Source organism: Mycolicibacterium cosmeticum (genome assembly GCF_000613185.1).
GTDB lineage: Bacteria > Actinomycetota > Actinomycetes > Mycobacteriales > Mycobacteriaceae > Mycobacterium > Mycobacterium cosmeticum.
Genome location: NZ_CCBB010000001.1, coordinates 1,489,098 through 1,511,589, shown reverse-complemented (window position 1 = coordinate 1,511,589; position 22,492 = coordinate 1,489,098). Strand labels below are relative to the sequence as shown.

Annotated in this window: 20 protein-coding genes; 12 read left to right on the top strand and 8 right to left on the bottom strand. The window is 65.9% G+C overall.

The features are described 5' to 3' along the window. Nucleotides 1-296 precede the first annotated feature (296 nt). Entirely contained in the window at nt 297-1,172 is an 876-nt protein-coding gene (locus BN977_RS07135; RefSeq protein WP_036396872.1) for an alpha/beta fold hydrolase, read from the top strand. A 77-nt stretch (nt 1,173-1,249) separates the two neighbouring features. Here BN977_RS07135 and BN977_RS07130 read toward each other — a convergent pair whose 3' ends face one another. Further along, nucleotides 1,250-2,224, bottom strand: a complete 975-nt coding sequence (locus BN977_RS07130; RefSeq protein WP_024450884.1) for a zinc-binding alcohol dehydrogenase family protein — start codon at nt 2,222-2,224, stop codon at nt 1,250-1,252. Between the two features lie 136 nt (nt 2,225-2,360). Then, complete coding sequence (locus BN977_RS07125) at nt 2,361-3,065, bottom strand: haloacid dehalogenase type II (protein ID WP_024450883.1); 705 nt, start codon at nt 3,063-3,065, stop codon at nt 2,361-2,363. 245 nt (nt 3,066-3,310) lie between these two features. On the opposite strand from BN977_RS07125, the gene BN977_RS07120 reads away from it, so the two are divergent. The 6 genes from BN977_RS07120 (at nt 3,311) to BN977_RS07095 (ending at nt 9,809) form a co-directional block, all read left to right on the top strand. Further along, complete coding sequence (locus BN977_RS07120; RefSeq protein ID WP_036396871.1) at nt 3,311-4,654, top strand: TetR/AcrR family transcriptional regulator; 1,344 nt, start codon at nt 3,311-3,313, stop codon at nt 4,652-4,654. A gap of 172 nt (nt 4,655-4,826) precedes the next feature. After that, nucleotides 4,827-5,708, top strand: a complete 882-nt coding sequence (locus tag BN977_RS07115) for a DUF427 domain-containing protein (protein WP_234709514.1) — start codon at nt 4,827-4,829, stop codon at nt 5,706-5,708. 6 nt (nt 5,709-5,714) lie between these two features. After that, nucleotides 5,715-7,220 (top strand): dihydrolipoyl dehydrogenase family protein, encoded by a 1,506-nt coding sequence (locus tag BN977_RS07110; RefSeq protein ID WP_084172433.1) that lies wholly within the window; start codon nt 5,715-5,717, stop codon nt 7,218-7,220. Nucleotides 7,221-7,352: 132 nt separating this feature from the next. After that, nucleotides 7,353-8,012 (top strand): hypothetical protein, encoded by a 660-nt coding sequence (locus BN977_RS07105; RefSeq protein WP_131590037.1) that lies wholly within the window; start codon nt 7,353-7,355, stop codon nt 8,010-8,012. A 20-nt stretch (nt 8,013-8,032) separates the two neighbouring features. After that, on the top strand, nt 8,033-9,055 hold the full coding sequence (locus BN977_RS07100) for an alpha/beta fold hydrolase (protein WP_036396869.1): 1,023 nt from the start codon (nt 8,033-8,035) through the stop codon (nt 9,053-9,055). Nucleotides 9,056-9,134: 79 nt separating this feature from the next. Beyond that, nucleotides 9,135-9,809 carry a class I SAM-dependent methyltransferase gene (locus tag BN977_RS07095; RefSeq protein ID WP_084172432.1) on the top strand — a complete coding sequence of 225 codons (675 nt, stop codon included), beginning with the start codon at nt 9,135-9,137 and terminating at the stop codon, nt 9,807-9,809. 136 nt (nt 9,810-9,945) lie between these two features. Here BN977_RS07095 and BN977_RS07090 read toward each other — a convergent pair whose 3' ends face one another. Together BN977_RS07090 and BN977_RS07085 are read right to left on the bottom strand one after the other, a co-directional pair. Next, complete coding sequence (locus BN977_RS07090) at nt 9,946-10,701, bottom strand: DUF5995 family protein (protein WP_036396868.1); 756 nt, start codon at nt 10,699-10,701, stop codon at nt 9,946-9,948. Nucleotides 10,702-10,760: 59 nt separating this feature from the next. Beyond that, nucleotides 10,761-11,261, bottom strand: coding sequence for an NUDIX domain-containing protein (locus BN977_RS07085; RefSeq protein WP_051561473.1), 501 nt, complete (start codon nt 11,259-11,261; stop codon nt 10,761-10,763). A 74-nt stretch (nt 11,262-11,335) separates the two neighbouring features. Between BN977_RS07085 and BN977_RS07080 the strand changes: the two genes are divergently transcribed. From BN977_RS07080 to BN977_RS07070, 3 genes are read left to right on the top strand one after another with little or no spacing between them, the layout of a single operon-like run. Next, the gene (locus tag BN977_RS07080; RefSeq protein WP_024450874.1) at nt 11,336-12,736 is read left to right on the top strand and encodes an acyl-CoA synthetase; all 1,401 of its coding nucleotides are present in this window, start codon (nt 11,336-11,338) and stop codon (nt 12,734-12,736) included. Then, entirely contained in the window at nt 12,733-13,080 is a 348-nt protein-coding gene (locus tag BN977_RS07075) for a VOC family protein (RefSeq protein WP_024450873.1), read from the top strand. Before BN977_RS07080 ends, BN977_RS07075 begins: the two co-directional genes overlap by 4 nt. Nucleotides 13,081-13,123: 43 nt before the next feature. Beyond that, entirely contained in the window at nt 13,124-14,368 is a 1,245-nt protein-coding gene (locus BN977_RS07070) for a glycoside hydrolase family 27 protein (RefSeq protein ID WP_036396864.1), read from the top strand. Nucleotides 14,369-14,444: 76 nt separating this feature from the next. On the opposite strand, the gene dapD is transcribed toward BN977_RS07070, so the two are convergent. Then, complete coding sequence (gene dapD, locus BN977_RS07065) at nt 14,445-15,389, bottom strand: 2,3,4,5-tetrahydropyridine-2,6-dicarboxylate N-succinyltransferase (protein WP_036396863.1); 945 nt, start codon at nt 15,387-15,389, stop codon at nt 14,445-14,447. A gap of 34 nt (nt 15,390-15,423) precedes the next feature. On the opposite strand from dapD, the gene dapE reads away from it, so the two are divergent. Both dapE and BN977_RS07055 read left to right on the top strand, forming a co-directional pair. Then, nucleotides 15,424-16,491, top strand: a complete 1,068-nt coding sequence (dapE, locus tag BN977_RS07060; RefSeq protein WP_036396862.1) for a succinyl-diaminopimelate desuccinylase — start codon at nt 15,424-15,426, stop codon at nt 16,489-16,491. Nucleotides 16,492-16,596: 105 nt separating this feature from the next. Beyond that, complete coding sequence (locus BN977_RS07055) at nt 16,597-18,144, top strand: ABC-F family ATP-binding cassette domain-containing protein (protein ID WP_036396860.1); 1,548 nt, start codon at nt 16,597-16,599, stop codon at nt 18,142-18,144. On the opposite strand, the gene BN977_RS07050 is transcribed toward BN977_RS07055, so the two are convergent. From BN977_RS07050 to BN977_RS07040, 3 genes are all read right to left on the bottom strand, one after another. Beyond that, nucleotides 18,128-19,303, bottom strand: coding sequence for an EspK C-terminal domain-containing protein (locus BN977_RS07050; RefSeq protein ID WP_165576297.1), 1,176 nt, complete (start codon nt 19,301-19,303; stop codon nt 18,128-18,130). The two genes, BN977_RS07055 and BN977_RS07050, sit on opposite strands and share 17 nt — an antisense overlap. 1,176 nt (nt 19,304-20,479) lie before the next feature. Further along, entirely contained in the window at nt 20,480-21,619 is a 1,140-nt protein-coding gene (locus tag BN977_RS32625; protein ID WP_131590035.1) for an ESX-1 system-associated protein, read from the bottom strand. Further along, complete coding sequence (locus BN977_RS07040) at nt 21,616-22,374, bottom strand: PE domain-containing protein (RefSeq protein ID WP_165576296.1); 759 nt, start codon at nt 22,372-22,374, stop codon at nt 21,616-21,618. The genes BN977_RS32625 and BN977_RS07040 overlap by 4 nt, the downstream gene beginning before the upstream one ends. Nucleotides 22,375-22,492: the final 118 nt, after the last annotated feature.

The window sequence follows — 22,492 nt, the reverse complement described above, 5'->3', positions numbered from 1 at the left end:
ATCCCAGCGATCCCACAGCGCCCCGCCGTCAATTAGTAATCGCATCGTGACGGATCGGTATCCGTAGGAACTCGAACTCGGGGCCGGCCATGCGCGGCGCGTTCAGGTGCGCTGTCGACCCTCAGTCATCTCTGGATGGGGGATGCAACCCACTATGCAGGTGACCTTCGACGTACGCATGCGGTCCGCAATGTGCGCTTTTATTCGGTCCCATTCGCTAGCGCCGATGCATCCTGCGTGACAATAATGGGTGGAACAACCCATACAGTTGGGTCAGATATCGAGGAGGCTCGGGCATGGCTGTGGTCCATCACCGTTTCGCGACCGTTGAAGGTCATCGCCTTTTCTACCGCGAGGCCGGCGATGCGCATGCTCCCGCCGTCATCCTGTTGCACGGGTTTCCCACCAGCTCATACATGTTTCGGCATCTGATTCCGGCTCTGGCCAACGACTATCACGTCATTGCCCCCGACCATCTCGGCTTCGGTCTGTCGGATGCACCGACCGCCGACGATTTCAACTACACCTTTGACACGTTGACGCGACTGACCGCCGGACTACTGCAAGCCCTGAACGTCGACCGGTACGCGATGTACGTTCAAGACTACGGAGCACCCATCGGCTGGAGATTGGCGCTGGCGAACCCGGCGGCGATCACGGCGATCATCAGCCAGAACGGCAACGCCTACGATGCCGGTTTCGTCGAAGAATTCTGGAAGCCGATATGGGCCTATCACGGCGATCCGTGCCCCGAGACCGCAGCGCCGTTGCGGGACTTCTTGTCTCTCGACGCCACGCGGTGGCAGTACGTGACCGGCGTAGCGGACGAAACCCTGGTAGATCCAGACTCCTGGGCGCATGATTTCGCCTTACTATCCAGGCCGGGTAACGACGCCATCCAGCTGGCGCTGTTCGCCGATTACGAAACCAATCGTCCGCTCTACCCAGACGTACAGGCCTACTTCCGCCAGAGCAATGTGCCGCTTCTTGCCGTATGGGGCAGTGGCGACCCGATCTTTGGGCCGGCGGGAGCGCAAGCCTTCACAGCCGACCTGCCAAGCGCCGAAGTGCACCTGCTCGAGGGCGGGCATTTCCTCCTCGAATCAGCTTTGGACAAAGTGGTACCGCTCATCTCGCGATTCCTGGCCGCGCATGCCGGAGATGTCGGCTGAGAGCAATGACCTGGCATCTGAGCATCTGCCGGAAGGGACCGTCACCGGGAAGCCGGATCGTCTGGGCGAGGCCACCTTCAATCCAGGACCACGACCATCTTGCCGTTGGCAGCCCCGGACTCCATCAGACGGTGAGCTTCCTTGATCTCGTCGAACGAGAACACCCGTGCGGGTGCCGCCTCCAGTTCGCCGGCTTGCACTTGGGAGGCGATGTCGCTCAGGGGCACATCCGAGACAGGGAAACCAGGTGACCCGAAGACGAAACTGCCAAAGAACGTCAGGTGCACTCCGCTCGCCATCCTGGCCAGCGGATTGAAATCCGGAATGGGTGCCAGGCCTCCCAGCCAGCCGGCGAGGCAGGCGCGCCCACCACGGCGCAACAGGTCCAGCGAATCGAGAATGGTGCTGTTGCCGACCAGATCGAGCACGGCGTCGACGGATTTCGCTTCCGGCAGCCGCGCGGCCAGGTCCGGGCTCTCGAGCTCTCCACGCTCGGCCCCTAGTCCGGTCAGGACGCCGAATTGTTCCGCTTTGCGAGTGGTGGCGATGACGTGGGCTCCGGCGTTGACCGCCAACTTCAGCGCGGCTTGGCCGAAAGACGACGTCGCTCCACGAATCAGGATTCGTTGACCCGACTCGAGTTCGAGGTTGCGGAACAGGCATGTCCACGCTGTTGCATAGGTTTCCGGAAGCGCCGCAAGTTGTGCCCATGGGAGGTCGACGTCGATGCGTGCGACATTGGCCGTACGGACGCGGGTGTACTCGGCGTAACTGCCGTTGATCGTTCGCCCGAGTCCGCCCATCAGGGCAGCCACCCGGTCGCCGACATCGAAGGTGCCGTCCGGGCAGGAGTCGACCACTCCGACGCACTCGATGCCGCTGACTTCGGCGGCTTCGGCCCACTCGCCTCGGCGCATATGCATCTCGGCATGATTGATGCCGAAGCCCTTCACGGCGATCACGACTTCTCCGTGCTTCGGCAGCGGTTTTGGGATCTCGGTGTGAACCAGCTTGTCGAGCCCGCCGAAACCGTCCAGCACGATGGCCCGCATCGTGTCGCCGCCCGGCCGTTCCCGGACAATGGCGGGGCCGGCGGGCAGGACGGCTCCCTCGCCGACGGGATCGGTCGAAACGGTAGGCGTCATGGTGCTTCTCGTATCTCTGTTCGGTGGGTGGATAGGCGCTCGGTCAACCCGCGGCCGCCACGAGCTGGTCGGCGAGTTCAAGAATGGTGCCCGCGGCGGTGTCCGGGTGAGGGATCCCGTATCCGACGAGTGCGGCGTTGCCGGACCGCGTGATCAGTGCCGTCCGCATGCCGACACTGTGCGCGCCGATGAGGTCCCATGCGTGCGCGGCCACCATCATGCAGTCCGCGGGCGCAACACCCGTGTCCGCAGCCACCCGCTTGTACAGCTGGGGAGCGGGTTTGAACACCTTCAGCGCATCGACGGTGAACTGACGCTCGAAGTACGTGCCCAATCCAGCGTTGTCCAGAGGTGTCGGAATATCGGCGCGTAGCGGCGAATTCGTCAGTGTGACAAGTCGATAACCGTGGTCGCGCAAGCGGTGGAGACCTGGTTCGACGTCAGGGTGTGCCGGCATCGCGCGCATCCCCTCTTCGAGTGCTCGCATATCGTCGTCCTCCAGGGTGAGGCCCCGGGTGGTCGCTAGCATCTTCATCGTCGCTCGCCCCAGGGCGAAGAAGTCCAGGTAGTAGCCCGACAACGTCAGGGTCATCGAGTACAGGACCAGTTCGGCGAACCACGTGCGAAGGGTGGCCGCGTCACCGAAGATCTCCGCGAAGTGCGGCTGCAGTGAGTCGATGTCGAGCAATGTCTCGTTGACGTCGAAGACGAGGATGCGCGGAGCGTTCGGACGTCCGGTGGTGGACACGTCTCTCCTTCGGGCGCTGTCGGGAGCGGTTCGGCGGCTTGCCCCGAGTATGGGTTACGCCACCCAGTATGTCCATGGCCATGTCGCTGTGAATTGCCGATATCTGCCCGCTATTGGGTGACGACCACCCATTGGATGCGACGCGATGACGAGGTTGGGCCTGCGCTGTTTACACTAATCCACAGCGACAAGCCGGGAGAGTCCGCACCAGGTCGAGGGTGCGCTGCGGTATCTTGCATAGTGAGATGACCTCCGCGGATCCACCGAAGACACGCGGTTTCACCGCCAAAGGCGTCGCGACCAGAGACAGGATTCTCCGGTGTGCAGCGGATGTCCTGCTCGACGGTGGTCTGACGGCGTTCAACCTGGACAGGGTGCGCCAGGCGGCGAGGGTCAGTGGCTCCCAGCTCAACCACTACTTCGGGGACCGCAATGAGCTGATTCGCGCCGTCTTGAGACGTCAGATCGGCATCGTTCTGGACTTCCATCGTCAGCCGGCCCTGGGTGGCCTCGACACTTTCCCGGATTGGGAGCGATGGGCCGACCTCAACGTCCGCTACCTGCGCAAGATCGGCTATCGGGGCACAGCCACCTATCACGCCTTGGCGGGCCAGCTTGCCAAGACGGACGAGGGCACCCGAAAGACCTTCGCCGACGGCTATTGGCGTTGGGTGGCACTGCTCGAGGACTGCTTCGCCCGCATGAAGAGCCGTGGGGCGTTGCTTCCATCCGCTGATCCAGGCCATCTCGCACTCGTTGTGGTGGCCGTCCATCAAGGCGCAGGAGTGGTCGCGTTCACCTATCGCCAGGAATGGCCGTTGGTCGACGCCACCCAATTCATCGTCAACTACCTTCGCCTGTTTGCCAAGGATCCGCAGGAGCGTCGTCTTCGGTCGGTACGGCGCACACCACCCCGGGCCCTGCCGCGGCGACCTGAGCAGCCCTCCGAGCGGCGGTTGACCCGGAAGGGCCTGGCGACACGGACGCGGATCATCGAGGGAGCCGCGGAGCTGGTCCTGCAGCGAGGTGTCAACGGTACGAGCCTCGACGACGTGCGCACCGCCGTAGGGGTCAGCGGATCACAGATGTCGCATTACTTTTTCGACAAGCAAGACCTGATCCGTCAGATCATCTCTGCCAGGACGGAGTTCGTCGTCGGCTTCCATACTCAGCCACAGCTGGGACGGTTGGACACCCTGGCGTCGCTTCGAACATGGGCTGAACTGTGTTGGGCGCAATCTGGGCCCAGCTACCTTCGGAACGGCTGCGTGTACGGCTCGCTGACCGGCGAGCTGCTCGAAGCAGATGACGTTGTCCTTGATGACCTCGCCGCCGGCTACGACCGTTGGATCGGCCTGTTCCGCGACGGTCTGCACGCCATGGTCGAGCGGAATGAACTGCGCGATGATGCCGATCCCCGACATCTCGCGGCTGCCCTGGTGGTTGCGCACCAGGGCGGGACGATGCTCACGCATATCGCCGGGTCCCAGGAACCGTTCAAGCAGGCCGTGGAAGCGGCTCTTGAGTATGTGACCAGTTTCGCTGTGCCGGCGGCGAAGTCACGCCGGGTGGCGCGCCCGTCGCGCTGACGCTTCGCGTGGACAGGTCATTCACAGCTGACCGCTCTGGACAACTTGGGCTATGCAACCCAGAATTGTGGGTGTAGCGTCCCAATTTATAGGCCGGCGCAATCGGTGCCGGTGGGGAGCGCTGAGCGGCGAGTCGGTGTAGCCCCCACGCCAGTGTGTGGCCGTTGAGATCATGGAAGGCACCGCGATGGGATTGGCCTGGCAACAGGGACCATTTGGCCGTCAGCCGGCCGGCCAGTTCCTCGCACCGGCACCAATGCCTCGGCTGCTGTTCGTCGAACCGTTGCGACGCCGGATGCGGGCCCGGCTGGCCCAGTCATGGGTCGCCGACAGTGAAAATGTTCTGTTGTTGCACGAGCCCGGCCGTTATCCGGTGGCCTACTTTCCCATCGAAGACATCGATGCCCAGGTGCTCGTGCGTGATGGACACGTCACCCAGCATTCTGAACTCGGGCCAATTACCTGGTTCGGACTGCGCAACGGACAGCGAGATGTCACGCGGGCCGCGTGGCGGTTCGAATCACTTCCGGCTCACGCGCGCGTATTGGACGAGCGTGTAGCGTTCGCATGGCGAGCAATGGACGCCTTCTATGAAGAAGACGAGCGGATCGTCGGCCATGCCGCAGATTTCTATCACCGTATCGACATCCGTTCGACGTCAAGACATCTCGTTGTCCGGGACGGTCCTCTGGTGGTGGCGGATACCAGGCGGCCGCTGGCGTTGTTCGAATCCGGTTTCGCCCCACGTTGGTATGTCCCACGCGAAGATGTCGACGAATCGGCGCTGCAACCGGTCGGAGGCCAAACGTTCTGTCCATACAAGGGATTGGCCAGCTACTACGACATCGGTGATCGATCACGTGCTGCGTGGTCGTACCCCGACGCCTGGGCTGAGGTCGCAAGGGTGCGCAACTTCGTATCCTTCGAGCCCGACAAGATCGAGGTACGGCTCGACGGCCGACGTCTGGTCATGGAGCCAGGGCAGACCGTGCTTGCCCACGGCCCTGATCGAGGCCTCGATGCAGACGAGCTGGCGCGCGGCAGCTTCGACTAGTGAGTCATGAAGGGGAAAAAAACATTGAGCTCCGAAGATACGAACCGCCAGGCCGTGCCGGAACCCGGGGACGTTTACGACGTCATCGTCCTCGGTGGGGGACCGGTCGGTATCAACGCCGCCGATCGTGCACATGCAGAGGGTCTTTCGGTGGCGCTGATCGAACGCGAGTTGGTAGGAGGCGAATGCAATTACTGGGGGTGTGTGCCCAGCAAGTCGCTACTGCGTCCCGTGCTCGCGGTCGCCGACGCGCGCCGAGTCGACGGTGCGCGAGAAGCCGTCATCGGACCGATCGACCCCAAGGGTGTGTTCGGTCGCCGCGACCGCTACGTGGCCGATTGGGACGACACCCCGGTGGCCGAGGCGGTCGCTGCCATGGGGCCTCGGCTGCTTCGCGGGCATGCCCGACTCGACGGTGCACGTCGAGTCACCCTCACCACTGCAAACGACGGCGTCGCCGCACTTCGGGCGCGTCATGCGGTGGTCATCTGCACGGGTAGCACGGCGGCTGTCCCCGACCTTCCAGGTGTTGCGGAGGCCAAGCCGTGGACGAATCGAAGGGCGACGGACAGCAGCAATGTGCCTCCTCGATTGGCGGTCGTCGGAGCCGGCGGTGTGGGCGTTGAGATGGCCACGGCCTGGAGCGGCCTCGGGTCGACGGTGACACTGTTGGCGCGCACCCCCACCTTGTTGCCCAGGATGGAGCCGTTCGTCGGGAAATACGTCCAAGCAGGGCTGGTGGAGTCCGGGGTCAACGTACGGGTCGGCGTCACCGTTTCGGCGCTGCGACGGCCGGGCGGGGCCGGGCCCATTCAGGTCACGCTGGAATCCGGCGACGAACTGGAAGTCGATGAAATCCTCTTTGCGACGGGACGTACCCCGAACACCGCAGACATCGGCTTGGAAACCATCGGCCTGCCGCCGGGCAGCTGGCTGGACGTGGACGACACCTGCACGGTGCGTGGAGTCGAAGGAGATTGGCTCTATGCGCTCGGCGACGTCAATCACCGGGCGTTGCTGACGCACCAAGGCAAATACCAGGCCCGCATCGTGGGCGCCGTGATCGGTGCCCGAGCGCACGGTCATCCTGTCGACACCGATCCGTGGGGCCCGCACGCCACAACCGCTGACGAATTCGCCGTGCCGCAAGCGTTTTTCACCGATCCGGAAGCGGGGTCGGTAGGACTGACCAGCGAGCAAGCGAAGCAACGACGCCATCGCGTGCGTACCGTCGACGTCGACATGGGAGCCGCGGTCCCGGGGGCCAATTTCTATGCCGACGGCTACCGCGGCCAGGCGCGGATGGTTGTCGACGAAGACGGTGAATACCTGCTCGGCGTCACATTGGTGGGCCCGGGGGTAGCTGAGATGCTCCACTCGGCCACCATCGCGGTCGTGAGTCGTATTCCGTTGGCGCGGCTGTGGCATGCGGTCCCATGCTTTCCCACGATCAGCGAGGTCTGGTTGCGACTTCTCGAAGCTTATCGGGACGGCCAAGGCACCACTGATTAGGTGCGCGGGCCCTGGATTTAGAGGGGCGGGACGACGCGGGCCGGCGCTTTCAGAGGCATCATCTGCTGTATTGATGAGATCTATCGGAAACGTTCGTTGGACGAGATGGAACGCCGATGCTCGAATGGAGCCATGACAACCGAAACTCGACCGAGGCCGTCGTCCACGTTGTCCACCACGTTGTCCGGCTGGAAGCTGACCTGGCTCCTCATCGCCTTCGTCGCCATCTTCTCTACGATCGCGGCCACCGCGGTCGGTGGGGCGAGCGGGGCCAACCTCGGCATCCGCATCACTGCGCGAACATCGGCGGTCCTGTTCCTGCTCGCCTTCACCGCCTCGTCGCTGTACCAGCTCTGGCCCACCGCCGCCACTCGGTGGATCCGCCGCAACCGGCGCTATCTCGGTGTCGCCTTCGCCGGATCCCATGTGGTCCATGCCTTTTTCATCGTGGCCACCATCGTGTTGAACAAGCAGCGGTTCGATGCCGGCGTCGAACGCACCCCGCACGGCGTCTACGTCATCGACTTCATCGCCTACGGCTTCCTCATCGCCATGACCGTGACATCCTTCGACCGCGTCGCCAAGCGGATGCCGTATGCGGCCTGGCACCGACTGCACGTGATCGGAAGTTACGTCATCTGGTTTGCGTTTTTCATCGCCTACTGGCGGCGCGGGGTCACCTACACCGAGTTCTACGGGCCGTTCCTCATCATCGTGGTCGGCGCGCTGATCATCCGGTTCATCGCCAAGGCTCGGCGATCCGGCAATCGCGGCCACCACAGCGCCAGCTAGCGTCGTACGCTCGCAGGACCATGCCTGCAATCCGCTTCCTCCCGGTCGGGGACCGCCGCGTGGCTTACGAGCAGCGCGGCCAAGGGCCGCCTCTCGTCGCGCCGGCCTGGTGGGTCAGCCACCTCGAACTCGACTGGCAGGACCCGCCGGTGCGGCGTTTCTGGGAGGGCGTCGCCGCGGACTTCACCCTGATCAGGTACGACCGGCTGGGCGTCGGGATGTCCGACCGTGCCGTCCATGAGGCGGACCTGACGCTCGACGGCGAAGTGGCGGTGCTGCGCACGCTGCTCGACGAGCTCGGTCTTGAGCGGGTATCACTGCTGGGCGGTTCGTCGGGTAGTTGCACGGCGGTGGCGTTCGCCGCGGCCCACCCCGACCGGGTGGAACGGCTGGTGCTCTACGGCTCCTATCCCCGAGGCGGCGTGTTGACGCCGCCGGGTGTCGATGAGGCGATTGTGACCGCCGTACAAGCCCATTGGGGTCTGGGCTCGCGTGTGCTCAGCAACATCTTCCTCGGTGACGCCGACGCGGCCGCGCATGAACGCTTCGCCCGGCTGCAACGCGAATCGGCCACCCCCGAGACTGCCGCGGCGCTGCTGCGGCTGGTGTACAGCCTGGATGTGCGGGCCTGCCTTCCGCTCATCCGGGTGCCGACGACCGTCGTGCACCGTCGCGACGACCGGGCCGTCCCGTACCGGTGCGGGCGAGATGTGGCGGCCGCCATCACCGGCGCGGCATTCGTTCCGCTGCAAGGCAGTTCGCACTTTCCGTGGCACGGCGACATCGAATCGGTGATCCGGGCGTGCCGGTACGCGCTGGCACCGGAACCACCCCGTCCGCAGGACGGTGGCCCCGTGCTCTCCGTGCGTGAACGTGAGGTCCTGGCGTGCGTGGCCCGCGGCCTCGCCGACCCCGAGATCGCCGAGCACCTTCACCTCAGCCCGCACACCGTGCACCGGCACGTCGCCAACATCCGCCGCAAACTCGGGACCGCGTCGCGTACCGCCGCCGTCGCCGAGGCCTCGAAGCGCGGTCTGCTCTAGCTGGCCGGAATCGGCCATTTCCGCAAGATGGCCGGATCGGGCGATGTGCGCGCGGACCGTCGGATCGTAGTTTCGCGGCATGACCCAGCTCATCAAAGGAGATTCGAGCCCCGATTCGTCCCCATCGCTGCGCTTGCCCCGGGCGTGGCTGCGGGTCATGGCCCTGCTCTACGACCCGTTCGTGTGGGCCGGTGAGATCGCCGGTATGCGGCGCCGCCGCCGCACCCTACTGGCTCAGGCCCACGGCCGCGTCGTCGAACTGGGAGCCGGTACCGGGCTGAACATCGCCCACTATCCCGCCGATCTGGACCAGCTGGTGCTCACCGAGCCCGAGGCCGGGATGCGCCGGAAACTGGCGCGCCGCGTGAACCGGCACGGTCGTACGGCCGTCATCTCCGATGCCCGTGCCGAGTGCCTGCCGATGGACACCGCCTCGGTGGACACCGTCGTGGCGACGTTGGTGCTGTGCACCGTCGACGATCCCGCACGCGCGCTGCACGAGATCGCGCGCATCCTGCGGCCCGGCGGGCAGCTGCTGTTCATCGAGCACACCCGATCCAGCTGGCTGCCGTTGATGGTGTGCCAGAACATCTTCGAACGGCCCTGGCGCGCCTTCGCCGGCGGGTGCGTCTGCAACCGCCCGACCCTCGATCTGATGCGCGCCGCCGGCTTCGACGTCGACGCCACCGAGGCCGTGTGGAGCGGGATGCCCGTGATCGTGCATCCGCTCGTCGTCGGCCGGGCCACCCGCTGACTCGCGAAAGGACCTTCATGCCCAGACATCGCAGCCGCCGGCAGCGTACCTGCGGGCCGGCATCGGCGGCGCGGCGATCATCGGATCCGGCGATCTGCTGGCCGGCGCAGACGGGCAAGGCGCCGGACGGGCCTGACTACGCCAGGGCGTCCAAGGCATCGATGATGGCGGGTATGTCGGTGCTTTCGCCCGCGCGAATATGCCGGATCACCGACCTGACCGGCTCGGCCGGCGTGGCGATCACCCGGCCGAGCAGCTTGGCCCGGGTGTCGAGAGTGTCGGTCAACAAGGTCCGCAGGACACCCGGAGTGTTCGATACCAGGGTCGCGGCCCGCCACGCTTCGTCCCGTGCCACGTCCACACTGAACTGCAGGGTCAACTCGACCTCCGGCCCACCGATGGCCGTCAGCTCGGTCAATCGGGGCGAGAACTGTTCGACCGTCTTGCGGGCCAACGGGATCAGCGATGCGAGGATGTCGTTGATCCGGTCGAAGTCGTCGTGAAAGCCCTGCAACTGAGCGGGGCCGAAGGTGGTCCCGGTGACCACACCAAGGTCCAGATTGATGTGGGCGTTGATGGCCAGCAACAGGTCCTGCAGGATGATCGTGTCGTCGGAGCGAGCGAGGTCGAACGCCAGTCTCCATGACCGGCTCGGCCGCTGCTGGCTGGTGAACTGCCGGTAGGCGGTGAAATAAGCGTTCGCGAATTGTGCATCGAACCGCGACATCCGCGGCCCGTCGTCGAACAGCCCATTGGTGATTCCGTCTCGTACCCGCAGCGTGACCTGGCGGTACAGAGCGGCGAAACAGCCGAGCGGGTCGCGTCGCTGCTTGGTGTCGGCGATGATCGTCGCCAGTCGGGACAGCACCCCGTCGATGTCGGCTACCGGCATGTGGCCACCTCCTGCGAACGAATATCGCGGAGGGCCCGCTCAACGGTGCGAGTAGTCGGCTACCCGTTCTCCCGGCGCAGCCGGATCAGCAGCCACGCCGCCAGGGACTGGGAGTCGGTGATCAACCCGTCCCGGATCATCTTGTCGATCTGGTCGGCGGTGAACCACTCGCTGTGCATGTCCTGCTCTTCGTGCTCGCGTTCGTGATCACCTTCGGTGATGCCGGTGGCCAGGAAAGCCCAGCCACGCTGGCTGCTCATCCCCGGCGCGACATCGAGGCGGCCCAGCACCTCCCACGACTGGGCGCGCAGACCGGTCTCCTCGCGGAGTTCCTGCTCGGCCAGGGCTGCCGGTTCGGGTTCGTCACCGTCGAGGCTGCCCGGAGCGGTGCCCTGGACAAACTCCCAGCGTCGCAACCCGATTGGATAGCGGAACTGCTCCACCATCCGGTAACGGTCGCCGTCCTGGGCAACCACCAGGGCGAACGTCGGTTTGTCGATGACGCCGTAGATGCCCACCGAGCCATCCGGGCGGCGGATATCGTCCTCGCGCACCACCATCCAGTTGTTGCGGTACACCTCACGACTGGCCAGTCTTTCGATCGGGTCCACCGGCCCAGAGTAGCCTCACCAGGATGCTGTTGACTTCGCTGGACCCCGCAGCCGTGGCCGCCGGACACGATCTCGCGGACGCGGTACGCATCGACGGGGTGACTCTGAGCCGAAGCGACCTGGTCGGGGCGGGCACCTCGGTGGCCGAACGCGTCTCCGTCGCGCGGCGCGTCGCCATTCTGGCCACCCCGACCGCCACCACCGTGTTGGCCGTCACCGGATGCCTCATCGCCGGTGTCCCGTTCGTTCCGGTGCCCGCCGATGTGGGTGCCACCGAACGCGCGCACATCCTCACCGATTCCGGTGCGCAGGCGTGGTTGGGTGAGTTGCCGGCCGAAACCGAAGGGCTGCCGCATATTCCGGTCCGGATGCACGCCCGGTCGTGGCACCGCTATGCCGAGCCGTCGCCCGACAGTCCGGCGATCATCATGTACACCTCCGGCACCACCGGCCTGCCCAAAGGGGTGCTGATCAGCCGGCGCGCGATCGCCGCCGATATCGACGCGCTGTCCGCGGCGTGGCAGTGGACCGCCGAGGACACCTTGGTGCACGGGCTTCCGTTGTTCCACGTGCACGGACTGGTGTTGGGTCTGCTCGGATCGCTGCGCATCGGAAACCGGTTCGTGCACACCGGCAAACCGAGCCCAGCGGCGTACGCGGACGCTGCCGGTTCGCTCTACTTCGGCGTGCCTACGGTCTGGTCGCGGGTGGTCGACGACGAGTCGTCGGCGCGTGCGCTCGCGTCGGCACGGTTGCTGGTGTCGGGCAGCGCTCCGCTGCCGGTGCCGGTGTTCGACGAGCTGGTGCGGCTCACCGGCCATGCGCCGGTGGAGCGCTACGGCAGCACCGAAAGCCTGATCACGATCAGCACGCGGGCCGACGGTGAACGCCGGCCGGGCTGGGTGGGACTGCCGTTGCCCGGGGTGCAGACCAGACTGGTCGACGAGGATGGCGCGCCGGTGCCCCACGACGGCGAAACCATCGGCCACCTGCAGATCAAGAGCCCCACCGTGTTCAGCGGTTACCTCAACCGACCCGACGCCACCGCCGAGGCATTCGACGCGGACGGCTGGTTCCGCACCGGGGACGTCGCCGTGATCGACGCCGACGGCATGCACCGCATCGTGGGCCGGGAATCGGTCGATCTGATCAAGTCGGGTGGTTTCCGGATCGGCGCCGGAGAGATTGAAACGGTGCTGCTCGGGTATCCGGGTGTGGACGAGGTGGCGGTGGTCGGCGTGCCCGACGACGATCTCGGTCAACGTATCGTCGCGTTCATCGTGGGGTCCGTGACACCGGAGAAGGTGATCGACTTTGTCGCACAGCAGCTTTCGGTGCACAAGCGGCCGCGCGAGGTGCGGGTGGTCGAATCGCTGCCGCGCAACGCGATGGGCAAGGTGCTCAAGAAGGAGTTGTTGACGTGACCCTCAGGTTCTCCGAGATCTGCATCGACGCCCGTGACCCCGAGGCACAAGGCGCCTGGTGGTCACAGGTGCTCGGATGGCAGCACCACGTCGATAAGGACGGTGACGTGGTATTGAGCGCGCCACCGGGCGCCGGCCCGGACTGGTTGTTCCTGCAGGTTCCCGAGGACAAGACCGTGAAGAACCGGCTGCACCTGGACTTCACCCCGGATGACCAGGACGCCGAGGTGCAACGGGTGATCGGCCTTGGTGCCAAGCACGTCGACATCGGCCAGGGGGAGCAGAGCTGGGTGGTGCTGGCCGACCCGGAGGGCAACGAGTTCTGCATTTTGTCGGCGAAATAGCCGGTCACATCCTGCTCCCAGCCTGAGCTGCCACCATGGCCGGATGCGTGCCCTGGTCTGGCTGGCGACGTGCATCCTGCTGCTCGCCGGATGCGCCACCACCGCCCCGTCGCGCACGCTGACCCCGCCGATGGGCTGGAATTCCTGGAATTCCGGTATCGCGCTCACCGAGCCGAACGTGCACCAGGTCATCGACGCCATGGTGTCGTCCGGCATGCGCGACGCGGGGTACCGCTACGTCAACCTGGATGCGGGCTGGGCGGCCCCGACCCGTGACCCTGACGGTCACCTCCAGGCCGACCCGGACCGCTTCCCACACGGGATCGCCGCGCTGGCGCGCTACGCGCACGACCGCGGCCTGCTGCTCGGCATCTATCACAGCCCGTTCAACCAGGGATGCGGCCAGGACCCGCGGATCGGTGGAGCCGATCACGAGCGGACCGACGCCCAGACCTTCGCCGACTGGGGCGTCGACTACCTGAAATACGACTGGTGTCGGTTGGCGGCCGACCACGACGACCAGGTCAAGTACTTCATCGCGATGCGCGACGCCCTGCGGGCGACCGGTCGGCACATCGTCTACTCCATCAACCCCAACAGCTCCGGTGATCCGGGTGCCGGCCTGGAATACGACTGGTCGAAGATCGCCGACGTCACCCGCAGTACCGTCGACCTGGTTCCGGCGTGGGGTGATTCGGCCCTGTGGTCGTCGGGGCTCGCCGGGGTCAGCCAGGCGTTCACCGAAGCGGGCGGGGCGGCATCACCCAGCGGGCCGACCCATGTCAACGATCCCGACATGATGGTGATCGGGGTGGGTTGGAACGAGTTCGCGGCCGGGCACCCCACCATGTCGCTCGGCTCGGCGCGCGCCGATCTGACCGATGTCGAGCAGCGGACGCACTTCTCGTTGTGGGCTCTGCTGGCGGCACCGCTCTTGGCGGGCAACGATATTCGGTCCATGTCGGCGCAGACCGCGGCGCTGCTGACCAACCGCGACGTCATCGCCGTCGACCAGGATCAGCTGGTGAAGCAGGCGCACCCGCTATCCGGCGATCCGCGGGTGCTGGTGAAACCGTTGTCCGACGGCGCCGTGGCCGTCGGACTGTTCAACCAGGCCGCCGACACCGTGACCATCCGCACCTCGTTGGGCGCGATCGGGTTTTCGGACGGGAGCTGTCACACCGTGCGAGATCTGTGGCAGCACACCGACTCCCAGACCACCGGCCCCGTCGCGGCGTCGGTGCCGCGGCACGGGGTGGCGCTGCTGCGGGTGAGCCAAGGGTGCTGAAAGCGGCGCACGAGCGTGAACTTGAGTGCGAGATCTCGGAGAATCGTCGTGCACTAGCTCACGCTCGCGCCGGCTGCTAGTTGGCGTGCAACGCCTCGTTGAGCGTGATGCCGGTGCCGTCCCGCTTGACCACCTCGACCGCACCCGAGACGGAGTTGCGGCGGAACAGCAGGTTGCTGCCGCCGGAAAGCTCCTTGGCCTTCACTGTCTGGCCGTCCGCGGTGGTCACCTTGGTCCCCGCGGTGATGTACAGCCCGGCCTCGATGACGCTGTCGTTCCCCAGCGAGATGCCCAGGCCCGCGTTCGCGCCGAGCAGGCAGCGCTCGCCCACCGAGATGACCTCTTTGCCGCCCCCGGACAGCGTGCCCATGATCGAGGCGCCGCCGCCGACGTCGGAGCCGTCCCCGACCACGACCCCGGCCGAGATGCGGCCCTCCACCATCGAGGCACCCAGCGTGCCGGCGTTGAAGTTCACGAACCCCTCGTGCATCACCGTGGTGCCCTCGGCCAGGTGCGCGCCCAGGCGGACCCGGTCGGCGTCGGCGATCCGGACACCCTTGGGCAACACGTAGTCGACCATCCGCGGGAACTTGTCGACGCCGTAGACGGCCACCGCACCCCGGCGGCGCAGCTTGGCCCGGACCGCCTCGAAGCCGTCGACCGCGGCCGGCCCGAAGTTGGTCCACACCACGTTGGCCAGCAGCCCGAAGATGCCGTCCAGGTTCGCCTCGTGCGGCTTGGTCAGCCGATGCGACAGCAGATGCAGCCGTAGGTACACGTCGTAGGTGTCGGCCGGCTTGTCGGCGATGTCGGCGATGGTGGTGCGCACGGCCACCACCTCGACGCCCCGATCGGCATCGGGGCCGGTCAGCGCGGCCAGATCGTCGGACACTTCGGCCACCGATAGCCGTGTGGTGCCGGCCGGCCCGTCGGCGCTGAGCTGCGGGGCGGGAAACCAGGTGTCCAGTACGGTTCCGTCGGCGGCGATGGTCGCCAGGCCGACGCCAGATGCGGCAGTCACGGTGGCTTAGGGTACTCGACTAGCCTCGAGGGTTGTGGGCCTAGATCTGCGTGCCGACCCGATCGCACTGACCGCTGCGCTGGTGGACATTCCCAGCGAGTCGCGCCATGAACGGCGCATCGCCGACGAGATCGAGGCCGCGCTGCGGGCGCAGGCGCCGCACTTCGAGGTGATCCGCAACGGCGACGCTGTGCTGGCCCGCACCCACCTCGGCCGCCCGTCGCGGGTGCTGCTCGCCGGTCACACCGACACCGTGCCCGCCGCCGACAACCTGCCCAGCCGCATCGAGGACGGCCTGATGTACGGCTGCGGTACCTCGGACATGAAGTCCGGTGATGCGGTGTTCCTGCATCTGGCCGCGACGCTTGCCGAGCCGACCCATGACATCACCCTTGTCATGTACGACTGCGAGGAGATCGAATCCAGCGCCAACGGTCTGGGCCGCATCGAGCGTGAACTGCCCGACTGGTTGACCGCCGACGTCGCGATCCTCGGTGAACCTTCGGGTGGTTTCATCGAGGCCGGCTGCCAGGGCACCATTCGTGTCGTGGTCAGCGCGACCGGAACCCGCGCGCACTCCGCGCGATCGTGGTTGGGCGACAATGCTATTCACAAACTCGGTGCGGTGCTGGATCGACTGTCGCGGTATGCGGCGCGCAGTGTGGACATCGACGGTTGCGTATACCGGGAAGGGCTGTCCGCCGTCCGTATCGACGGGGGCATCGCCGGCAACGTCATACCCGATGCGGCGTCGGTGACGGTGAACTTCCGGTTTGCGCCCGATCGCAGCATCGAGCAGGCGGTGGCGCACGTGCACGAGGTGTTCGACGGCCTGAACGTGTCCCTGGAGGTCACCGATGCCGCCGCGGGTGCCCTACCGGGACTGACGAATCCGGCCGCGGCGTCGCTGGTGGCCGCGGCTGGGGGACAGGTCCGGGCCAAGTACGGCTGGACGGACGTGTCCCGATTCGCGGCGCTGGGCATCGCGGCCGTCAACTACGGCCCGGGTGATCCCAATCTGGCGCATAAGGTCGACGAGCACGTCGACGTCGCGGCCATCACCGCCACCACCGAAATGCTGCGGGCTTACTTAACCGCTTGACTCGGTCGGTAGCATGTTTGTCGTGCTGGGAATCGACGACATCTCCGGGTAGAACCCCGAGATCTTTCGCGTCGTCACACATCCTTTTACTCTGGGAGTTCCCGCATGTCTATTGTCTGTTCGCACCTTTCGTTCGCCTGGCCCGACGACACCCCCGTGTTCACCGATTTGTCTTTCGCGGTGGGAGAGGGTCGCACCGGGCTGGTCGCGCCCAACGGCGCCGGCAAAAGCACACTGCTGCGCCTGATCGCCGGGGTGTTGTCGCCCACCTCGGGAACCGTGAAGGTCGACGGTGTCGTCGGTTACCTGCCGCAGGAACTGCCGTTCCTGTCGGATCAGACGGTGGCCGATGTTCTTGGCGTCACACCGATTTTGGCGGCCCTGGATGCGCTGGCCGCCGGTGACGCGAGCGAGGAGGTATTCGCCGCGATCGGGGATGACTGGGACATCGAGGAGCGACTACGGGCGCAGTTGGGTGACATCGAGTTCGACCGTCGGTTGAGCTCGCTGTCAGGAGGGCAGGTGGTATCCCTCGGCTTGACGGCGCAGCTGCTGAAACGGCCGGATGTGCTGCTGCTCGACGAACCGACCAACAACCTGGATTCCGCGGCGCGTCAACGGCTTTACACGACGCTGGCGGGGTTCCGCGGCACGCTGCTGGTGGTCAGTCACGATCGCGCGCTGTTGGACCGGATGGATGCGATCGCCGAGCTGCGTGCCGGTGAGGTGTCGATGTTCGGTGGCGGCTTCTCGGCGTACGAGGAGTCGGTGCAAGCCGCCCAGCGCGTGGCCGAAGGCAATGTCCGCAACGCCGAGCAGCAACTGAAACGCGAGAAGCGGCAGATGCAGGAGGCACGCGAGCGGGCCGACCGGCGGGCATCCAACGCGGCCCGCAATATCAAGGACGCCGGATTGCCGAAAATTCTTGCCGGGGCCCGCAAGCGGAGTGCGGAGGAATCGGCCGGCCGGGCCGACGATATGCACAGCCGTCGGGTCGATGACGCGCGGGCACGGCTCGATGAGGCCGAACGAGCTTTGCGCGACGATGATGTGCTGGCGCTGGACCTGCCGGCGACCGAAGTCCCGGCGGGGCGGGTGTTGTTCTCCGCCAACGGCTTATGTTCGTCGGCATTCGACGCGGTCGATCTGGATATCCGGGGTCCCGAGCGGATCGCGTTGACCGGACCCAACGGCGCCGGCAAGTCGACGCTGCTGCGACTCGTGGTGGCCGGCGCTCAAGTTCCCGTGGCGTATCTGTCGCAGCGGCTGGATCTGCTGGAGCCATCGCTGACCGTTCTGCAGTCATTGGAGGTGTTCGCGCCGGCTCTGTCGGTGACGAGGCGACGGCACCTGTTGGCGCAGTTCCTGTTTCGCGGTGACATGGTCGATCTGCCGGTGAGTGCGTTGTCCGGGGGTGAGCGGTTGCGGGCAACGCTGGCGTGCGTGCTGTTCGCCGAGCCCGCGCCGCAGCTGTTGCTGCTCGACGAGCCCACCAACAACCTCGACCTGGTCAGCATCGGCCAGTTGGAGGAGGCGTTGAACGCCTATCGCGGTGCCTTCATGGTGGTTAGCCACGACGAGCGATTCCTGGCCAACATCGGGGTGCAACGCCGGTTGGTGTTGGAGCGGGGTGAGCTCACGTCGTCGCCGTGACGGCGGCCTCGGCCTCGGTGAGCAGGTCGTATTGGTGCAGCCAGTACAACCAGTCGGCGACGGCTGCGCGCTGGTCGGCGATCTCCAGGGCGGTGTGGGCGCGGTAGAGCGCGAGGTCGGCGGCGTGGGCGGCATAGCGCACGAAGGCGGCCAGGTGCGCGACCTCGCGGCCGGAAGCCGCGCTCATCAGCGGTTGCATGACGTCGAACCACAGGGTGAACGAGTCGTTGGCCGGCGGTGTGTTGTCTGCCCCGGCGGGCGGCAACTGCGCGACGAGGTCGGGGTCCTTGACCGCCGCCAGTTTGGCTGCGGCGTCGGGAAAGCTGATCTCCAGTCGGCTGCGGCCGGTCATCTTGCCCGTCGACGGGATGTCATCGTCTTCCAGGAGCACCTTGTGTGCGCCGGGATCGATACCCTCCAGATGCGCCTTGGCGCCGATGACCGCGCGCAGCGTCGTGTCGTGTGCCTGCGCCCAGCCTGTCAGGGCCGCAACAGGATAGGTGGCCCAACGGGCCCGTTCGCCGGCGGGGATGGAACTGTCGGCGCTGGCCAGTTTGACCTGTTCCGGCAGGCTGACGCCGTCGGGGAGGTAGGCGATGCCGTAACTGTTGGCGACGACGATCGTGTCGGCGGCAGTGAGCGCCACCAGCCAGAAGAACCCGATGTCGTTCGGCCGCGCCATGTCCGGTGCGTTCAGTGCGGCGGCGATGCGGCGCGCGACACTCAGCGGATCGTTGCCACCCGTCTGACGCTTCAGCGCGCCGGCTGCCGCCGACGTGGCCATCAGATCGCGTTCGGCTCGTGCGGCCGACACCGGGATGGGTGCCGCGGCAGCGCCTCCGGATTGCGCGCTGGAACTCGCCGCGGGTGCGACGCCGGGCCCCAGAGTTCCGGCCGACGGCGGCACCGGCGCAGCGGGCGGCGGGGTCGACGGCGGCCCCAGCGGCATGGGCGGCGGCGGTGACGCGGGTGCCGACGTCGGCGCGGCCGGGGGAGCGGCGGGGCCACCTCCGCCGGTCGGGACGGCCGGGTGGGCCGCCGCCGGTGTCGTCGGTGAGCTGGCGGCGGCCTGCTCGATCGGTGCCGCCGGCGCGGACAGGGGTGTGGCCGGTGTTGCGTTACTCAGTGGGGCGGGCGGCGGCTGCACCGGTGCCTGCATACCGGGCGTCTTGGGACCCGCTGCGCCATTGAGGGGATCGGGCTTGGTCGCCGATGCACCTTGCGAACCTTGGGCGCCTTGGGTTCCTGGGCCGCCTTGTCCCGTTTGGGCGCCGGATTGACCGGGCGCACCCGTCCCGCTCGATGAGGAGAGTGGTGACGGGGAACCGCCGCCGGCAGCGGGGGAGCCTGGGCTGCTGCTGCCGCCTCCGAGGGACGGACTCGGCACTGTCGTTTGTGGTGGTCCGGGCGGCGTACTCGGGGTCGAGACAGGTGATGCTGGCGTGGCCGCACTCGGGGTATGCGGCGTAGGGGGGCGTGGGGCTGCGGGTGCGCTCAACTGGGAATCGCTGCCCTTTGATACCGGTGGGTTCGAATTCGACGGACCGACTTGAGTCGCCGGAGCGGGCTGCGGAGCGGTGGGTGTCGCGACTTCGGTTGCCTCACCCTTCCCTCCGTCAGGATCGGCCAGAAAGTGCGGCGGCGTTGGGGCGGTTTGGGGTGCAGTTGGCGCCGAGAGATTTGCGTTATCACCCTTGCCATTCGGTGCACCGGGTCCGCTGGCGGCCGAGCTTGGGGGAGAGTTGTTCTGCGTTGTTGGAGCGTGAATTGGCTCGCGTGGAGGCAGCTTTTGGCTGAGTAGTTTGTCTAGCGAATCGGGCGAAGGATTCCAGTTGGAGACGGTCGGCACTTGGGCACTTGTCGCAGCCACGACTGATGTGTTGAGAACGTGAAAGGTGTTTAAAACGTTTTCGATAGCGGCTTCGCGCGCCTCAGGGTCGCTTGACTTCGCCTGCTTTTCTATCTCGTCGATAAGGCGTTGTGCTTCGTGGACGTTTTCTGTGATCTTCTCCTTCGCATCGGCAACCATGTCCGCGACGTGGTTATGCCAACTCACCGCTTTAACTAGGTTCTCCTGCTGCCTGTTGAAGTTGGAGGCCTGTTCACCGCACTTGGTATTCGCCGCTGTAGACGCCCCTCCCGTCCAAGCTCCGGTGTCGAATGTTTCACCGCGTTGCTTATTCCAAGGATCTGCACCGTCAAAGGTTAAATCTTGCAACGTCTGAATTAGATGCGTCGCAACTAAATACAGTTGATCCTCGTCGACGTTTGGCCACCCCCCTGGCTCTAAAAGTCTGTCAGAGTATGGCCCGCCAGGCTTGCCTATTCCCATCGGTTATGATCCCGATGATTCGCAAGCGCCACGAATAACCCCTGGGATGTACCGGCCGGCGTCGTAGAGGTAGTTGTCTGACGGCACCAGTGTAGGAATCGCGCTTATGTAGGCTAATTTATATTGTGACGCAAGAATCGCGAAATCTTGAAAAGTCGGGTTCTCGCTTTGCGAACCGATGTCCGCCAATTGTTCTGCGAATGATTGCAGGACAGGAACAGCGGCATCAGTCTGCGCTTTTTGTTCGGGTGTCAACTGGCTGGCCGGGATATTTGGATCGATCTTAAGCCAAGCATTAATTGCCGTGTTCGCAGAATATGCATCCATGGCATCGGACCAAGCCTTGCATTGTGTTTCTGACCCGATCAGAAATCTCTGGGGATCGTTTGGGTTCCCGACTGGTGCGATGCTTGTGGGCGGTTGCGCTGGTGTAGTCAAAGGCGCACGAGCAGCAGCTGAACCGTACGTGATGGCCTGGCAGATATTGCTCAGGACCTCGGTCGTGGTTACCGCAGTCACGGCCAATCTGTCGTCTTGCGGCGTGTAGCCCCTGATGCGATCCGCGTAGGCACGTGCGTAAGCGATGAACTGTTCGTAGAGCTCGCGCATCACTCGGTGGTTGGTCAATTTTGTTAACGGCACCGTCTGATCCGCCGCGGTGCGCATCGCCTGTGCGGCTGACTGGTACTGGCTGCGTAGCTCGGTGCTCCACAAATCAGCGGGTATGGACGGATCTCGTTGCTTCCAGCCTTCATCGGTGCTGTTTGCGAACGTCGTCAAAATCGGCATCCACGGCGCACACGACGGATCCTCGGTGATCACCGATACCGGCCCGGTGTCATTCGCACTCGCAAAATCCGATGTCGATGCACCGCTCGTCGTCGGTGCCGCGGTCGGTTTATCGCTCCCGCCACTGCTTTTCGTGCATGACACCGCGACGACCGCCGTCACGGCGATGACACCGACCAGCGCGACCCCGCCGATGATCCACTTCGCGAATCCGCGCTTCTGCGGCGGCGGTGTCTGCGGCCAGCCCTGCTGCGGATTCCATTGCGGGCCGGGTTGTCCGCCGGGATAGCCCTGCGGCCAGCCACCGGGTCCGGGATTCCAGGAACCGTTGGGCGGCGGGGGAGGCTGAGTCACAACACATTCTCCGGTGATTGACGTGACGATGCATGACGGTGGGCATCCCCCGAAACCTGGTCGGGAACGCGCTCGGCATTCGGCACCGCGGGTGCAGCGCCGGCATTCGGCTCCGCCGACTCCTCCGGCGACTCCTCCCGCCGGTGCTTGCCTTCCCGGTCATGCGCCTCCTCGGGCTTTCCGTCGGGCTTCTCGGGGCCGCCGGCCTTGCCGGCAACCTGGCTCACCTGCTCGGCGACCTGCTGTGCACCCTGCATCGCGGCCTGCGGCAGCGATCCCGCCATGCCCATCACCTGCTGGGGAATCTGCGCCGCCTGGCTGGCCATCTGCATCGGCATCTGCAACATCTGGCCGAGCTGGCCCGCGCCCTGCGCCGCACCAGCGGCCGGCCCACCCACACCCGCAGCCACACCCGAGGCGGGTGACCCGGCGCTTCCGCCGCCACCACCACCCGAGCCGCCACCCATCTGACCCGACAGCTTGGCGTGTGACTGCGCATCGGTGGCCGCATAGCGCTCGGCGACGGTCTTGATGTTCTGCGCGAACTGGGCGGTCTGCGCCTTCAGCACCGGCAAGCCGACCGCGATCGGCGCGAGGAACTGCGGCGCCACCGCCGCGATCGCCATGGACAACGGATCCGAGCCGCTGGGCGTGTAACCGGTGGGCGGCTGGGGGATGCCCTGCGACGCCGTCAAGAAGTTGTCGCCCGCCTGAGACAACGCCGTTGTATCAACCTTCAGCGTCTCAGGCGCCATGACGACCCGCCTCAACGGACGTGGCGCGGACCCCCGAAACCCCCGCGGCTCGGTCTGGGCCCATGGGCTCAACCAGCATCGACAATCCCCTCCGCATACCTCAGCTAAGACACTACCC

Coding starts and splice junctions, on each gene's coding strand:
- BN977_RS07135 (WP_036396872.1), top strand. CDS start 297: ATGGCTGTGGTCCATCACCGTTTCGCGACCGTTGAAGGTCATCGCCTT.
- BN977_RS07130 (WP_024450884.1), bottom strand. CDS start 2,224: ATGCGGGCCATCGTGCTGGACGGTTTCGGCGGGCTCGACAAGCTGGTT.
- BN977_RS07120 (WP_036396871.1), top strand. CDS start 3,311: ATGACCTCCGCGGATCCACCGAAGACACGCGGTTTCACCGCCAAAGGC.
- BN977_RS07115 (WP_234709514.1), top strand. CDS start 4,827: ATGGAAGGCACCGCGATGGGATTGGCCTGGCAACAGGGACCATTTGGC.
- BN977_RS07110 (WP_084172433.1), top strand. CDS start 5,715: ATGAAGGGGAAAAAAACATTGAGCTCCGAAGATACGAACCGCCAGGCC.
- BN977_RS07105 (WP_131590037.1), top strand. CDS start 7,353: ATGACAACCGAAACTCGACCGAGGCCGTCGTCCACGTTGTCCACCACG.
- BN977_RS07100 (WP_036396869.1), top strand. CDS start 8,033: ATGCCTGCAATCCGCTTCCTCCCGGTCGGGGACCGCCGCGTGGCTTAC.
- BN977_RS07095 (WP_084172432.1), top strand. CDS start 9,135: ATGACCCAGCTCATCAAAGGAGATTCGAGCCCCGATTCGTCCCCATCG.
- BN977_RS07090 (WP_036396868.1), bottom strand. CDS start 10,701: ATGCCGGTAGCCGACATCGACGGGGTGCTGTCCCGACTGGCGACGATC.
- BN977_RS07085 (WP_051561473.1), bottom strand. CDS start 11,261: ATGGTGGTGCGCGAGGACGATATCCGCCGCCCGGATGGCTCGGTGGGC.
- BN977_RS07080 (WP_024450874.1), top strand. CDS start 11,336: ATGCTGTTGACTTCGCTGGACCCCGCAGCCGTGGCCGCCGGACACGAT.
- BN977_RS07070 (WP_036396864.1), top strand. CDS start 13,124: ATGCGTGCCCTGGTCTGGCTGGCGACGTGCATCCTGCTGCTCGCCGGA.
- BN977_RS07055 (WP_036396860.1), top strand. CDS start 16,597: ATGTCTATTGTCTGTTCGCACCTTTCGTTCGCCTGGCCCGACGACACC.
- BN977_RS07050 (WP_165576297.1), bottom strand. CDS start 19,303: ATGCAGGCACCGGTGCAGCCGCCGCCCGCCCCACTGAGTAACGCAACA.
- BN977_RS07040 (WP_165576296.1), bottom strand. CDS start 22,374: ATGGCGCCTGAGACGCTGAAGGTTGATACAACGGCGTTGTCTCAGGCG.